This is a genomic window from Limibacter armeniacum, from assembly GCF_036880985.1.
In the GTDB taxonomy this organism is placed as follows: Bacteria; Bacteroidota; Bacteroidia; order Cytophagales; family Flammeovirgaceae; genus Limibacter; species Limibacter armeniacum.
Genome location: NZ_JBAJNO010000008.1, coordinates 2,299,924 through 2,315,579, shown reverse-complemented (window position 1 = coordinate 2,315,579; position 15,656 = coordinate 2,299,924). Strand labels below are relative to the sequence as shown.

General features: G+C 40.0%; 13 protein-coding genes. 9 read left to right on the top strand and 4 right to left on the bottom strand.

Translation table 11 applies throughout. From position 1 onward, the window contains the following. Nucleotides 1-27: 27 nt before the first annotated feature. Complete coding sequence (gene tamL / locus V6R21_RS15440; protein ID WP_334244529.1) at nt 28-2,604, bottom strand: translocation and assembly module lipoprotein TamL; 2,577 nt, start codon at nt 2,602-2,604, stop codon at nt 28-30. A gap of 333 nt (nt 2,605-2,937) precedes the next feature. On the opposite strand from tamL, the gene V6R21_RS15435 reads away from it, so the two are divergent. Both V6R21_RS15435 and V6R21_RS15430 read left to right on the top strand, forming a co-directional pair. Beyond that, on the top strand, nt 2,938-3,936 hold the full coding sequence (locus V6R21_RS15435; RefSeq protein WP_334244528.1) for a M48 family metallopeptidase: 999 nt from the start codon (nt 2,938-2,940) through the stop codon (nt 3,934-3,936). A gap of 201 nt (nt 3,937-4,137) precedes the next feature. After that, entirely contained in the window at nt 4,138-5,472 is a 1,335-nt protein-coding gene (locus tag V6R21_RS15430; RefSeq protein WP_334244527.1) for an alginate export family protein, read from the top strand. 131 nt (nt 5,473-5,603) lie between these two features. Here V6R21_RS15430 and V6R21_RS15425 read toward each other — a convergent pair whose 3' ends face one another. Beyond that, entirely contained in the window at nt 5,604-6,539 is a 936-nt protein-coding gene (locus V6R21_RS15425; protein ID WP_334244526.1) for an ATP-binding protein, read from the bottom strand. Nucleotides 6,540-7,186: 647 nt separating this feature from the next. Between V6R21_RS15425 and V6R21_RS15420 the strand changes: the two genes are divergently transcribed. Then, on the top strand, nt 7,187-7,615 hold the full coding sequence (locus V6R21_RS15420; protein WP_334244525.1) for a hypothetical protein: 429 nt from the start codon (nt 7,187-7,189) through the stop codon (nt 7,613-7,615). Between the two features lie 162 nt (nt 7,616-7,777). On the opposite strand, the gene V6R21_RS15415 is transcribed toward V6R21_RS15420, so the two are convergent. Together V6R21_RS15415 and V6R21_RS15410 are read right to left on the bottom strand one after the other, a co-directional pair. Continuing rightward, entirely contained in the window at nt 7,778-8,728 is a 951-nt protein-coding gene (locus tag V6R21_RS15415; protein ID WP_334244524.1) for an electron transfer flavoprotein subunit alpha/FixB family protein, read from the bottom strand. A gap of 76 nt (nt 8,729-8,804) precedes the next feature. Next, nucleotides 8,805-9,539 carry an electron transfer flavoprotein subunit beta/FixA family protein gene (locus V6R21_RS15410; RefSeq protein ID WP_334244523.1) on the bottom strand — a complete coding sequence of 245 codons (735 nt, stop codon included), beginning with the start codon at nt 9,537-9,539 and terminating at the stop codon, nt 8,805-8,807. Between the two features lie 457 nt (nt 9,540-9,996). On the opposite strand from V6R21_RS15410, the gene V6R21_RS15405 reads away from it, so the two are divergent. The 6 genes from V6R21_RS15405 to V6R21_RS15380 all read left to right on the top strand — a co-directional run bounded on the left by V6R21_RS15405 (nt 9,997) and on the right by V6R21_RS15380 (nt 15,519). Then, complete coding sequence (locus V6R21_RS15405; protein WP_334244522.1) at nt 9,997-10,581, top strand: TetR/AcrR family transcriptional regulator; 585 nt, start codon at nt 9,997-9,999, stop codon at nt 10,579-10,581. Nucleotides 10,582-10,610: 29 nt separating this feature from the next. Next, nucleotides 10,611-12,020, top strand: coding sequence for an aldehyde dehydrogenase (locus tag V6R21_RS15400; RefSeq protein ID WP_334244521.1), 1,410 nt, complete (start codon nt 10,611-10,613; stop codon nt 12,018-12,020). 176 nt (nt 12,021-12,196) lie between these two features. Further along, nucleotides 12,197-12,985 carry an SDR family oxidoreductase gene (locus V6R21_RS15395; RefSeq protein ID WP_334244520.1) on the top strand — a complete coding sequence of 263 codons (789 nt, stop codon included), beginning with the start codon at nt 12,197-12,199 and terminating at the stop codon, nt 12,983-12,985. A 19-nt stretch (nt 12,986-13,004) separates the two neighbouring features. Then, on the top strand, nt 13,005-14,453 hold the full coding sequence (locus tag V6R21_RS15390; RefSeq protein WP_334244519.1) for an aldehyde dehydrogenase: 1,449 nt from the start codon (nt 13,005-13,007) through the stop codon (nt 14,451-14,453). A gap of 30 nt (nt 14,454-14,483) precedes the next feature. After that, nucleotides 14,484-14,894 carry a RidA family protein gene (locus V6R21_RS15385; RefSeq protein ID WP_334244518.1) on the top strand — a complete coding sequence of 137 codons (411 nt, stop codon included), beginning with the start codon at nt 14,484-14,486 and terminating at the stop codon, nt 14,892-14,894. 76 nt (nt 14,895-14,970) lie between these two features. Next, a complete protein-coding gene (locus V6R21_RS15380; protein WP_334244517.1) occupies nt 14,971-15,519 on the top strand; it encodes a 3-hydroxyanthranilate 3,4-dioxygenase in 549 nt (182 codons plus the stop codon). The last annotated feature ends 137 nt before the right edge of the window (nt 15,520-15,656 follow it).

The window sequence follows — 15,656 nt, the reverse complement described above, 5'->3', positions numbered from 1 at the left end:
ACTCTGTTTTGCGATTATCAACAAATGTTAGAAAGGATAACCAATCGCCAAGTTATATTCAGCCTGTTCCCTGCCAAAAAACTGATACCCTCCAACAAATTTGGCTCCGTCAGGGCGGGCAGGGTCATACATCTTCAACCCAACATCAAAACGGATAAGCAGGTAAGAAAAGTCCAGTCTTAAACCAAAACCATAACCCACCGCAAACTCCTTCCAGAAATCTCTGAATTGAAACTGTGAACCCGGTCGGCCTTCCTCTTCATTAAAGGTCCAGACATTGGATGCATCTAAAAAGAATGCCCAGTTGAAAATGCTGAATAGCTTTGCCCGCCATTCAAGGTTGGCCTCCATTATGATCTCCCCAGGCTGTTCAAAGCTGTAATCAAATGTACCGTCTGGGTTTACATCAGGAGTGAAAGAACCCGGACCAATACGACGAGGTCTCCATGCTCGGTTGCTGTTACTGCCTCCTGTAAAAAAGTATTTTTCATAAGGAATCGCATCTACACCATCTCCATATGATTTTACCATACCAATATGCAATCTTGAAGCAAGTTGCTGCACATTAGGAATGATTGGCAGACTCTGTCTCAAATCCGCATAAAACTTCATAAAACGGAAATAACGGAGTCCGAATATTCGATCATTTTCATCTACAAACCTTTGTCCCAACAGGTTCAGGTAAGTACCTCCAAGTTCTGCATACAATTTCAGGAAAGACGATTTTCCCAGTTGAGAAGTACCATAGTTCCCTTTAGCTTTTGAGTAATAAGCACTCACACTTGATACAAAGGAATTGTCAAAAGAATAGATCAGGTTGTTTCCTTCTTCCTGAAGGTCACTCAAACGCTTGTCAAAATCCTCACTGATAAAAGGCGTATTGATCACACTCAAATCCACCAGACTCAAGTTGAACAAGGCATTCTTCCTGTTTCGCCACTGATAACTCAACCCACCCTGTAAGTTAAGACGTGTGTACTCAGGACGCTCTGTATAAGAAATACCTGAAAAGAGTTTGGTTTGTGCACTGCGTGCAAAGTACTTTCTTCTCAAGCTTCTTGACAGGGGAAACATCACCCTAGGAAAGATAAGAGATGAGTTCAAACCGATCTCCTGACCTGTGTAGGTATCTTGTGTATTGGAAGCACTGGCTTGGGCTTCAAGTGAGTACCTTCCTTGAATTTGCCACACTTCAGCACCATTGAATACATTCCTGTTCTTGAATGTAAAACTTGCAAATGGTCCCGGAAGACGGTCATTCACATTCAAACCAGTTTCAAAAGAGTATTGGTACTTGTCCAGAGAGCTGGCAAAAATATGGGCTTTGAGGTGGCCATTGTCCTTTTTCTCGTAATTGACATTCACGAATTTGAAAATATCCATGTTCCCCAATACCCTTCTGGTATCAGCTGTAGCCTGTTCTGAGTAGGGCGCATTTTTTTCAATCAGCACTTTGGAGTCCAAGACCCTCTTGGAGTACTTTCTACCTTTATCCAAGTAGGCTACTCCTTCATACATGACCGTATCTTGCTTCACCTTACGGGCATTGATTGCCACGTCTGTCTCAAAAACAATCTCATCAACAATATACTTGTCATGCGATGCCTGATTTTCGGGAGCATCGATAAGAACACTAACATCTACAAGATTGGGAGATGCACCTGTATCCACTTCAAAATAGATATACCCTTTATTAAAGTCGTAATACCCATTTTTACGAAGCAATGCATATATCCAGTCACGCTCTTTTTCTAGTCTTGACTCTTCGAAACGCTGAGATTCTTTTAAAGGAGCCTTCTCTATATTCTTGGCAATAAGGGTATGAACGGCTGTATCTTGGGATATAATATCTACTATACGCACCTTTGAAGGCGTATTTTCAGTCACATTGAATACCTGACTGACCTTCTTGTCAGTAGTATCAACATCTACTGTCACCTCCGCATCAAAATACCCTTTCTGTTTCAAGTGCTTTTCAATTTGCTTTCTCGAAACTTCAGTTAGAGATCCATCATAGATACTTGGTGGCTCCCCAACAGAACGCATTAGCCAGTTTCCTTCCTCAATCTTGCGCTTAACCTTCGTTATTTTGGAGTTTCCTTTCAACCTTATCTTCCTGATTTTCTTCAGAATGGATAAAGTATCCTTTTCATGTTCCTTATCAAGCTTATAAAGCTCCCTGTAAACACTCAAAGAGTCTTTGTCTCCAAATTTGGCTACCACCTTTTCGACCTGCTGCTCATAGTCATCATTGAGCAGGTAAATGATCTTCCGTTGGTTTTTCACCAAGGAATCATACTCATGTATCAGTTGCTTCAGCAATACAGAATCTTTAGGCAGCTGCTCCTCATACCGTTTCTTACCAATTCGGTATGCCTCCAAATAGGGATAGCCCGCTACACCAAGAATCTTCCTGTTTGGTTTCTGCCTGATCAGTTGCTCCAGCCTTGGTTTATTGGATTTGCTTGCACCTTTAATTTCCTGTGAAAAAAGTAGGTACTCTCCTTCCTTTAGTTGTTTCGTAGGAGAACAGCTTCCAATTACTGCCAGCAACATTACCAGCATTATTCTGATATGTATATTGAAGTTTTGATTGCTCAACACGCCAAAAAATTCAATTTTAGTTTATCTAAGGTATAATTCACACAACCTTCTTTACAGCTAACGACCCATTTTCCAACTTCTAAATCGATGATTATGTTGAGTGATTAGAGTTCAAATATACATTTAATCCTTTGAATACTTTTACTTACTGCCTCAACACGGTGAAAGCATTTATAAAATGATGATTATCATCAGCATTAAATTTTAGCTATAAGATTGGTTAAGTTGATACATCAAATTTTCCTATATTGGATGAAATAAAAGCAATCTATAGCTGAACTTCTTTTTTTCATTCGGCTATGTATTAATCCAGAAACGATATTCTTTTAAACCATGAATGATAAACCAGTTAAGGTTAGAGTACATTTTAAAGGTATAAAACCAAGTGCTTGGGAACACCCTGCCGATAGAGCTGCTTTACAGGCACTCAAAAAAGTGCCAGGGTTAGATATAGCCATTAAAGCTTTAATAGGTAAAACCAGTGAACAGTCATTGAGACTTCTGACTTTGGCATCAGCTGTCAGGGTCAATGACAAGCAATTCAGCAAACTCAACAGAATCTATCAGGAATGCTGTGATATTCTTGACTTTGAAGAGCGTCCAGAACTTTATGTTTCTCAAAGTCCTGTTTTGAATGCTGGTGCCATTGGCGTTGAAAAACCCTTTATCACCATTAACTCAAGCATGATTGATTCCCTTTCTGAAGCCGAACTGATGGCGGTTCTTGGACATGAATTGGGACATATCAAAAGTGGTCATGTGCTTTACAAAACACTATTATTCTTTATCATCAGAATTTCAGTGATTGCCGTAAACATTCCACTTAGTATGATGGCAATCCAAGGGATCATCGCTGCTCTGAGAGAGTGGGACCGCAAAAGTGAGCTAAGTGCAGACAGAGCAGGATTGCTCGTGGTACAAGACCCAGAGGTCTCTATCAACCTGCTGATGAAGCTTGCTGGAGGTAACCACCTTGAAGAAATGAATTTGGGTGAATTCATCAAGCAGGCTGAAGAGTATGAAAATGCAAACTCAGTCAGCGACAGCTTCCATAAGATTATGAATGTTGTGGACAAGTCTCACCCATTCCCTGTTAGTAGGTTGAATGAACTTTTGAAATGGGTGCAGAGAGGTGAGTACGATTCAATCTTGAGAGGATATTACACAGAAGATGATGAGGTTGCTTTCAGTGATCACGCCAAAAAGGCAGCAGAAGGTTACAAAGATGACTTTATGCATATAGCCGAGCCAATTATTGGTCAGGCTAAAGAATCTGCTTCAAAAGCCAAAGACTTTTTGGAAGATATGTTTAAAGGTAAAAAAGAAGATTAGCCTTGAACAACAACATACAAATCAATTAACCATAACCAAAGCAGTTTTATGAAACTGCTTTGGTTATCCCTATACCCTTCTATATAATTATTGTTTTTCGGATCGACCAACCCAACTCCCTTCCCTTTGTTTTCGATAGCATTTAAGGTCTTTCCGCTTCATAACATTAGTTACAATCTTTAATATCAATGCTGATAACTCATGAAAAAAATACTACTGCTGTTTCTTAGTATTCTAGCGTCAGGATTTACTACGCACTTATGTGCCCAAGAATTTAGCCTTGATGCAGACCTTAGAGCTCGCTATGAACACAGAAGAGGCTCCTTCACATTAAGGCCAGTCAATGATGCACAAGACGTTGCTGCCAATTTTGTTACACAAAGAACTCGAATCATCACTTCATTCGCTGACAAATCCAGCAAACTCTCTTTCAAGCTATCACTTCAGGATATAAGGACATGGGGAGCTACGCCACAACTAGGAATTGGTGATAATAATAATCTTGGAATGTATGAAGGTTGGGGAACGATCCATTTTGATACTGCCAACTTTATTAGAATCGGTCGACAGGAGTTGAGTTATGATGATAACCGCTTCTTAGGTAATGTTGACTGGGCTATGCAAGGTCGATCGCACGATGCTATTCTATATCAACATAAAGGCGATTATGAATTGCAAATCGGTGCTGCCATACACAACAATAGGGAAACACAATTCAGAGAACAATACACCGTCAATAACTACAAAGCCATGCAATTTGCAAGGTTTAATAAAAAGCTGGACGCCCTTGACCTAACATTGCTGTTCTTCAATAATGGACAGGAATATATTGACAATAACAACCCTACCCGTGAAGATCTTGAAACCATCTACAGCCAAACTTATGGGGCAAGAGCCAAGTTTGACCTAGATATTATCAAGTTTGATATCAACTTTTACTACCAAGGCGGTAAAGATGCTACCGATGTCAAAATAAGGGCATTCGATTTAAGCCCAGTTATAACACTTGGACTAGACAATGGCGTAAGCATAGTGGCTGGCTTTGAATGGCTCTCTGGCTCAGATATCAATTTTGATACTCCTGGAACACCAATACGTATTGAAAGTAAAAACAAATCGTTTTCTCCATTCTATGGTACAAACCACAAGTTCAATGGACTTATGGATTACTTCTATGTAGGAAATCATTTCAACAATGTAGGGCTACAGGATTATTTTGGAGGCTTCAATGTAAAAGCCGACGATCTCAAATTCTATGGAATGATCCATATTTTCAACACTTGGGGCAACATGATTCAGAACAATGAAGAAATTGACAAGTATCTAGGAGCTGAGGTTGATCTTACGGCTATGTATAGTCTCAATGAGTTTATCAATATTCAGGGTGGTGTTTCGGCCATGTTTGCTGATGAAAACATGGAAGTACTGAAAGGTGGTGATGCTGATAAATTTAACTACTGGGCTTGGGCAATGGTGGTTATTAAACCAAATTTGTTCAAAGCTTCAGGCTGGAAAAAAAATAACTCAGCCAATTAAAAAAAGAAAGCCCTGTGGCAAGCCACAGGGCGTTGATTGACAAGGTTCTTAAACCAAGGCTAACTAGTTTGCTTCAACTTATACTATACTATATTAAAAACATAAGATCGTTTGGTTATGTTCATCTACTCTCAGTTTAGATAATTTTTAAGCTTTTTAAACAAATCCTGATGGCTGAAAGGTTTAGTCACATAATCATTCATTCCTGCTTCTCTGATTTTGATATTTGTTCCTACCATCGCCACAGCAGTAAGGGCAATTATTGGTAACTTCTCACCACTAATCTGCATTTCATTCCGAATCACATGAGAAGTCTCATACCCATTCATTTGTGGCATGGCAATATCCATCAATACAATATCCAATTCCCGCTCTTTTATCTTGTCTATCGCTTCTATTCCGTCTTTTGCCAGATAGGTCTCAAACCCCCAGTAATTGGCAAACTCTTCCATAATCATCAAATTTCCATCATTGTCGTCAACAATCAGGATATTTTTACCTTTGAAGTGTCCTTCCTCTTCAAAGGTTTGTGTTTCATTATCATAAGATGCATTATCTGATGCAACCTGCATTTCCTTTTCAAACCTTATTTTAAATGTAAAGCTTGATCCTTTTCCAACTTCACTTTTCACTTCAATAGAACTCCCCATCTGTTCCAGAATATGTCTGGTTATCGCCAAACCAAGCCCTGTTCCATTCGCATTCTTGTTCACTTCACTTTCCAATTGATTGAAAGGGTCAAAGATGAACGCCATCTTATTAGGTGGTATCCCCTCTCCTGTATCTGAAACAGAAAAATTGATGGTCAAAAAGTGCTCATCAGATGAGAGTAGTTCGATAACAAGCGAAACATCTCCTTCTGAAGTAAACTTGATGGCATTCTCAATCAGATTATTCAGTACCTGAAGCAGCCTCGCTTCATCTCCTATAATTTGTTCAGGGATTAAATTATCGACGCTTAATCTCAAGTTCAGCTTCTTTTTTTCTGCACGTAGTTGGTGCATTTCCCTTAAGCTAATAGCCAAATCATGAATATTAAATGACTGACAATTGAATGAAATTTTCATCTGCTGGATTTTGGTTAAGTCTTGAATGCCTGAGACAAGGTTCAAAAGTGATGTTGCTGACGACTTTATGATGATAGTTAGGTACTACATCAAAAACCACAATTGGACATTGCTACAATGACGATTTGAAAGACATATCAAGAGTTGTAGTGGTTGAATAGTTGAAAAAATATATCAAAATATCTGAATGGATAATATACCTGCAGTAACAACCTTATGTAAGGAAATCGAGGTTTGCTCAATAAATCAGTCTTAAATCGCAAAATATCTACATGTCCAAAAACAGAAAAAATGTCCGCACTTTTTCACCTCTATAACAGCCTACGTTAACACCATTGAATCTATATCTTAATTTCATACTGTATTGTATTCATATCTGACAATCTACACATCACTATTCTTAGGTTATTTTGAACAGAACACACTTTTAACTACTTCATTTTCAAGACTGTACAAGAGTGTTCAATATCGAGCATTAATTTTTTAATCATCAGAATACTTTCATTATATAACTACCTACATATCAGTGATTTAAATAAAAAAGGCAACGTATTTGGCATTGACAAATCAAATTTCTAAAAGACTTTGGCCCTCGTAACCAAAGCATGCGTGTCAAATTAATTAAACCCCAATTACCCTCTACTACTATGAATACTATCAGAAGATTTTCATTGCTATTTGCTGCCCTTGTAATGCTAATGTCGTTTTCGTACGCCAATGACAAGGAAAAGAACAAGAAAAAGGCTCAAGAAATTGAGTATATCAGGTCAGCCGTTGAAAACGGATCCAAAGGAGACTGGAACCTTTACGCCAGAGCTGCTCAAATCTGTATCAACAGAGGCTATAACATGGATCAGGCTTATGAATGGGTTTCCCACTCAATTGATTTACACAACAACCCACTGAACAATGAAATATTGGGTGACTATTATATGAGGATGGGTGATACTATTGGAGCCTATGAAGTCTATCATGATACAGTATCAAAATTCATGTTTGAAATGAAAGATGAAGAACTTAGCAGGCTTCAACTAAAAATCAGAATGGTAACCAATGAACTACGAAAAAACCCTTAATCAGGGATGCAAACCCATTCAATAAGAAAAGCCAGGCAGATTTGCCTGGCTTTTACTATCAATCATGAATTTATCCTCGAACCTATAAAGGTATTTGAGTGCATCTAATCTTAACTCCAGATGGAGTACCAAAAAGCATTTTCTTCAAATTTGACAATGTGCTTAGTTGCTTGCCTTAAGGGCTTCAATCAATTTAGGCACTACATCAAATGCATCCCCAACTACACCGTAGTCTGCTGCCTTGAAGAATGGCGCTTCAGGATCCTTATTGATAGCAACAATCACACGTGATGAGCTAACACCTGCCAAGTGCTGAATCGCACCAGAGATACCAACTGCGATATAAAGGTTAGGGCTAACCTTGATACCTGTCTGTCCTACGTGCTCATGGTGAGGTCTCCAATCCATATCTGATACTGGCTTAGAACAAGCAGTTGCCGCACCTAAAGTTTTAGCAAGCTCCTCAATCATTCCCCAGTTTTCAGGACCTTTCAGACCACGACCTGCTGAAACCACCAAGTCTGCTTCTGGAAGCAGGATATCTCCTTCTTGTTTATGTACTGATGTACGCTTCACACCAAAGTCCGCATCTGAGAAGTTAACCTCGAACGCTTCCACTGCTGCTGTTCCTCCAACTTCTTCAGGAGCAACCGCATTCTTTGCCAGTGTAATTACGCGGCTATCGCCAGGAATTGACACTTCTGCAAATGCCTTACCTGTAAATACACCTCTTTTTACTTTAAAGCCTGCTGAAGTATCAGGCAGCTCTACTACGTTTGAAGCTACAGGCACATTCAGTTTTACTGCAACTCTTGCAGCTACTGCATCCACCAAAGATGAACGAGCCATAAGAACAGTTTGTGCTCCTTCTTTCTTTGCAGCTTCAGCAACCAAAAGGGCTGTTGCAGCAATCACACCGTCATTCAGACGAGAATCAGCTGCATGCAACACTTTCTTTGCTCCATATTTACCTAGGGCTTCCAATTCACCCGCATTGATATCTCCCATTGCTACAGCTGTAACATCACCAAGCTTGGCACCACATGTTACAGCCTCAAACGATGATTTCTTGATTGCGCCATTGTCGGCCTCTACAAAAACAAGTACTGACATCTATATAATATGTTTATTGGATTCGAAATAAGTTAATCAAAGGGCCAAATAAAATGACCATAATTTGACACTAGAATTAGATTACTTTTGCTTCTTCTTTCAGCAAGCGAACCAGTTCAGTCATATTATCAGGCTCAACCATCTTACAGTCTCCTTTAGCTGGAGGTAACGAGAAGGCATCATATGAAGTAACATTTTCAGTATCAACAGCTGGAACCACTTTCAATGGCTTCTTACGTGCTGACATAATACCTCTCATGTTCGGGATTTTCCATTCCGCGATTGGCTCCTGACAACCTGCTACAAATGGCAGTTGAACTTCCAACTCCTCTTTACCACCTTCGATCTCTCTTGACAGTGTTGCTGTGTTGCCGTTCAGGTCCAGTTTCATACAAGGCGCAATAGATGGCATGCCCAGCATTTCTGCTACAAGACCGTGAACCAGACCACCATTGTAGTCAGAAGACTCACGTCCCATCAGGATCATGTCATAGTTTTCCTGTTTTGCTACCTCTACAATTTGTTTTGCTACAAACATCGCATCAACAGGTTCTGCATCTACCCTGATTGCATCGTCTGCACCAATTGCTAAAGCTTTTCTAATGGTTGGTTCAGTATCAGCACCACCTACATTCAGTACGGTTACTGTTCCGCTTGTTTCACCTGCTATCTCTACAGCTCTTGCCAAAGCATAATCATCATATGGACCGATGATAAACTGTACACCTGCTGTATCCAGCTTGTTGTCGGCAGTGAATTTGATCTTTGTTGTTGTGTCAGGCACATGGCTGATGCAAACAAGAATCTTCATAGTAATTGCGTGTTTATTGATTGCTAATTAATAGTTGAAATCACACTTCCTAACTGATTGGAAGTAGATCAGTCTTTCTGAATTTTGAGGTACATTCAGCTTGATAGATTAATTGGCTGTCATTTTTATGTACGGACAAAATATTTGGTTTATTGACTGATTATGGCTTAAAAATAGTATGCATGCATACTAAAATGCAAATTTTTCAATTTATTTTTTATGATAAAAAGTTCTAATTTTTCACAACTCAACCTTAGAAATGAATGTATATTCACTGAAAAACAGAAGAGTATACGGATTTTTCAGGGTGAAAAATAATTACACTTACCACAGGGGCAATAGTACACTAATTTGGGAAAACTAGGAAATTAAGCCTTTCTTTTCACTCAAATCATCACCATGATTTAAATAAAGTCTTGATTATATTTTCGAAATGCATTTCATTTGCACAAACCGAATGAACATTCAATTAATGAAGGTAGTAGATAAAAAAGCGGCTGTTTTGAATGCCGCATTGGAACTGATTGTTGAAAATGGCTTTCATGGCACACCAATGTCTAAAGTAGCCAAACAAGCCAATGTTGCGGCGGGTACCATATACCATTACTTTGAGAGTAAAGAAGAAATGATTGATACTTTGTACACCACTCTCAAGGAAGAAATGGGCAATGCGCTCTTAAGAGATGATGATACAAGCCTTGATTACAAAGAACGCTTTTATGCATTCTGGCAAAACCTGTTTTTGTATTTCACTCAGAACCCAAAAGAGTTTGTCTTTTTGGAACAATATGCCAACTCTCCACTCATTTCAAAGTCTATAAAAGAGGATAACGTAAAGCACTACCTGCCTGTCATTCAATTTTTGGAAGAAGGAATCAAGTTAGGTATTCTAAGGGAAATGGATTCCAAACTGATGACTTCCCTACTTTATGGCAACATCATATCCACTGCAAAACTGCAACTTGTAGAAGATTATCAGATCAGCCCTGAGCTTATGAACCAGGCAATCAACTCCTGTTGGGACAGTGTAAAAGCTAACTAAAATTAAAACTTCATCATAGCACTATAACCATGATACAATTTGAGACTAACATAGAAACTTCTCTTGACCACATTCAGGAAATATTCAAACGTCAAAGGATGTTTTTCAATACTGGAGCAACCCGATCAGTTCAGTATCGAAAAACACAGCTTAAGAAACTGAAAAAAGCCTTAACCGATCATGAAGCTGAGATATTGGCTGCGCTACACAAAGACCTTGGAAAACCTGCTATTGAAGCATACAGTAGTGAGCTTTATACGACACTCCATGAAATTGACCATGCACTCAAAAACCTAAACAAGTGGTCAAAACCTAAAAGGGTCTCAACTCCTTTGGTACATTTTCCATCAAAAGGACGTATCTACCATGAGCCATATGGGGTAGTCACTATAATCGCTCCTTGGAACTATCCCGTAAACTTGCTTCTGAAGCCTGCCGTAGGTGCCATGGCAGCAGGGAATACAGTTATATTAAAACCATCAGAATTAGCTCCTGCTACAGCTTCTGTCATCTGTAAAATTGTCAAAAGCATTTTTGAAGAAGATTTTATGGCGGTCGTTTTGGGAGAGGTTGAAACTACAACTGCACTTCTGAAAGAAAAATCCGACTACATTTTCTTTACTGGCAGCACTGCAATTGGAAAGGTAATCATGGAAGCAGCCTCAAAGCACCTAACACCTGTCACCTTGGAGCTTGGCGGAAAAAGTCCTGTAATCATCGACAGTAACATTAACCTAGCCAATGCAGCCCGCAGGGTGATTTGGGGAAAAACCTATAATGCAGGACAAACCTGTGTTGCACCAGACTACCTTTTAGTTCATGAAGATATTAAGTCTGCTTTTATTGATGAGATGCGCCAACAGCTAAGACAGCAATTTGGCGGTGACCAACAAGCTAGCCATGACTACGGTAGAATTGTGAACGACCGACACTTCCATCGCATTGTCAAAATGATTACAGGAGATATCGTGATTGGCGGTGCTTATGATGCTGCTGACAAATATATTTCCACGACTGTAATCGACAATGTGGATATGGAGCATCCAGCCATGCAAGAAGAGATTTTTGGCCCTGTATTACCGATACTGACATACAGAAATATTGATGAGGCTATCAGTTTTGTCAATGCCGGTCCTAAACCTTTAGCACTTTACCTTTTCAGCAGGAGTAAAAAAATACAGAATGAAGTACTCCAGAGAACTTCTTCAGGTGGTGTTTGCCTCAACGATGTGATCGTCCATATTGCAACAAGCACACTTCCGTTTGGAGGAGTTGGTGATAGCGGACTGGGCAATTACCACGGCGAAGCCAGTTTCAAGACATTCTCACATGCAAAAAGTGTAATGAAACGTGGACTGAACATCGATGTCAAGGTGCGTTATGCTCCTTATAAATTACGACTTCCTCAGTTGAAGCAAATTCTAAAATGGCTTGGCTAATTAGAAAAGTGCTATCAGCTGTCTTCACAAATACCCCGTACAGATTCCTGTACGGGTTTTTTATTGCCTCCCTTTTTAAAAGCACTTACAATTATTATATTATTTGAAAAATAAAATCATAACGGTTTATAGTACTATTTACTATAGTACGGACTGATAAACTACACCATTTACACATGAACCTAAACCTGGAAAACAAACATGCCCTTGTATGTGGCAGTACACAGGGAATTGGGAAAGCCTCTGCCATAGAACTTGCAACGCTTGGGGCTACTGTAACCCTATTAGCAAGAAACGAGGATAGTCTACAGCAAACTGTAAACGAACTACCCACTCCCTCAGGACAGCAACACAAGTACCTTTGTGTGGATTTTCAAAACCCGCACTTTTTGCAAGACAAACTCAATTCCTACCTTGATTCGGTTCAAACCATTCATATTCTTGTCAACAACACTGGTGGACCTGCTCCCGGACCTGCACATACAGCAACACTTGACGATTTTGAAAAGGCTTTTACAATGCACCTCAAGTGTAACCAAGTACTTGTACAAGCTGTAATCCAAGGAATGAAAGTGGCTCACTACGGCAGGATTATCAATATCATTTCAACTTCTGTAAAACAACCTATTCCTGGACTTGGAGTATCCAATACGATAAGGGGAGCTGTTGCCAACTGGTCAAAAACATTAGCGTCAGAATTAGGAGGGTTTGGCATTACGGTCAATAATGTCCTACCCGGTACCATCAAGACAGGAAGGTTAAAAGCCATTGTCCAGAGCCAAAGTCAAAAGAACAATATTTCTGAAGAGGAAGTACAAAAACGGATGGAGATGGAAATTCCTGCTGGCAGGTTTGGAGAAGTAGAAGAAATCGCCTCAGTGGTTGCCTTCCTTGCCTCTCCGTCAGCAGCCTACGTCAACGGTATAAATGTACCTGTGGATGGCGGCAGAACCAAGTCACTATGATCTCACTAACCCAATAATCATGGAACTCATCAGAAACTATATTGATGGACAACTTTGTGAACCCATAAATGGAAATTATTTCGAGTGTTTTGAGCCTGCGACTGGAGAATCTTATGCCCTTATACCCAATTCTGATAAGGACGACGTCCAACAAGCAGTTATAGCAGCGAAAGAAGCTTTCAGGTTTTGGAGCAGGACCTCCACTGACTACAGACATGACTTATTAAGACGAATGTCTGAATTGATTGAAGAAAACCTATCAGCATTGGCTTCCGCAGAATCCAAAGATACAGGCAAACCTATCTCATTGGCTTCTACTGTAGATATTCCTAGAGCTGCATCCAACTTTAAGTTCTTTGCAAATGCACTCACTCAGTTTGCCTCTGAGTCCCATGAAATGCCACATGCCAATGCCATCAATTATACACTCAGGCAACCTATTGGGGTTGTTGGCTGCATTTCTCCATGGAACCTCCCACTCTACCTGTTCACTTGGAAGATTGCCCCTGCCCTTGCTGCTGGTAACTGTGTCATTGCCAAACCATCCGAATTGACTCCCATGACAGCCTTTTTACTATCAAAAATTTGTATCGAGGCAGGGTTACCAAAAGGTGTATTGAACATCATTCATGGATATGGACAATCATCTGGAGAAGCTATTGTAAGCCATCCGGAAATAAAAGCCATTTCATTTACTGGTGGCACAGCAACAGGAGCAAGAATTGCTGCACAAGCTGCGCCCATGTTTAAGAAGCTTTCCCTTGAGCTGGGTGGAAAAAACCCCAATATCATATTCGCTGATTGCAGGTATGACCAGATGCTGCAAACTACCATCCGATCATCTTTTGCGAATCAGGGACAGATATGCCTATGTGGCTCCCGTATTTTGGTTGAGAAATCGATATATGAAAAGTTCAAGAGAGACTTTCTGGAGAAAGTCCAACAGCTTGCAGTTGGAGACCCCAATAATCCCGAAACACAATTTGGTGCACTTGTATCAAAAGCCCATATGGAAAAAGTGATGCGCTACATCGAACTCGCCAAAGAAGAAGGTGGTGAGGTTCTCACTGGCGGAAATGTTATACAAATGGAAGGTAGATGTCAGGGAGGTTGGTTTGTCGCCCCAACAGTCATAGAGGGCTTACCAGCAGACTGTCGCACCAATCAGGAAGAGATCTTCGGCCCTGTTGTAACCATTATGCCTTTTGACGGTGAAGATGAAGCTCTTTCTTATGCCAATAGTACAGGCTATGGGCTTTCTAGTACCATTTGGACTGAAAACTTGTCAAGGGCTCACCATATGGCAGCTCAAATTCAAGCTGGAATAGTTTGGATAAACGGGTGGATGGTTAGAGACCTTAGAACTCCCTTTGGCGGAATCAAGCACTCTGGAGTGGGTCGTGAAGGCGGATGGGAAGCTTTACGCTTTTTTACAGAGCCAAAAAATGTCTGTATCAGTTACAGGTAATTTTCTTTTTAAAAATTAAAAATATAACCAATGAACTTTGAATCAGAAAATGCTCCCGAACCAGTAGGAGCCTATCCTCATGCAAAAAAAGTAGGCAACCTGCTGTTCCTCTCTGGTGTAGGACCAAGAGAGAAAGGCACACCCAATATACCTGGCGTTGAATTCAATACTTTTGGTGAAATTTTCTCCTACGATATAGAACTGCAATGTCATTCCGTTTTCAAAAATGTCAAAATGATATTGGAAGATGCAGGTTCAAGCTGGGACCGTATCGTAGATGTAACCGTTTTTCTAACCAATATGAAAAACGACTTCGCAAAATTCAATGAGATCTATGCGGAGTATTTCAAGGACAATCAACCTTGCCGTACAACTGTTGAAGTCAATGCCCTCCCTACACCTATTGCCGTTGAGCTGAAAGTAATTGCAACAATCGATTAAGAATATCCCGAAACCCTAGCCATTATTCCTAATGGCTTAGGGTTTCAATCTATTTCTCATACTAACCCAAACAATGATGGATAAAATAACAAACCCTTTCTCTCCCGTAAACCTAAAACAATGGATAGATCAACACAGGGAACTGCTTAAACCACCAGTAGGTAATAAAGTAGTCTATGAAGATGGTGCTTTTATCATCATGATTGTTGGAGGTCCTAACTCAAGAAAAGACTACCACTACAATGAAACTCCTGAGTTCTTTTACCAAGTCGAAGGAAATATTACCCTTAAGATAATCGACAATGGTGAGTTTAAGGATATTCCAATCAAGGAAGGTGAAGTCTTTCTATTACAACCCAAAATCCCTCATTCCCCTCAACGTCCTGCTGGGTCAATTGGACTGGTGATAGAATCTAAGCGCCCTGAAGGTGTAAAAGACGCATTTGAGTGGTATTGTGAAAGCTGTGGTCATCAGCTCTATCGTGAACCGATAGCTGTTAGCGATATTGTCACGCAACTACCCATTATTTTTGAACAGTTTTATCAGGACAAGGCCAAAAGGACCTGCACATCCTGTAGTCATGTAATGGAACCACCGAAAAAACCTGCCGAAGCTAAATCATAAGTCAACCTAAGTATCCAGCTTTCTAACGGAACCTGGACTCTGGTACAGCCATTACTACACTCAAAATTACGGAGTGACGATTTTGTCACTCATACTTTCATCGTATAGGAAATATCAATTCACGACATACTACTTTC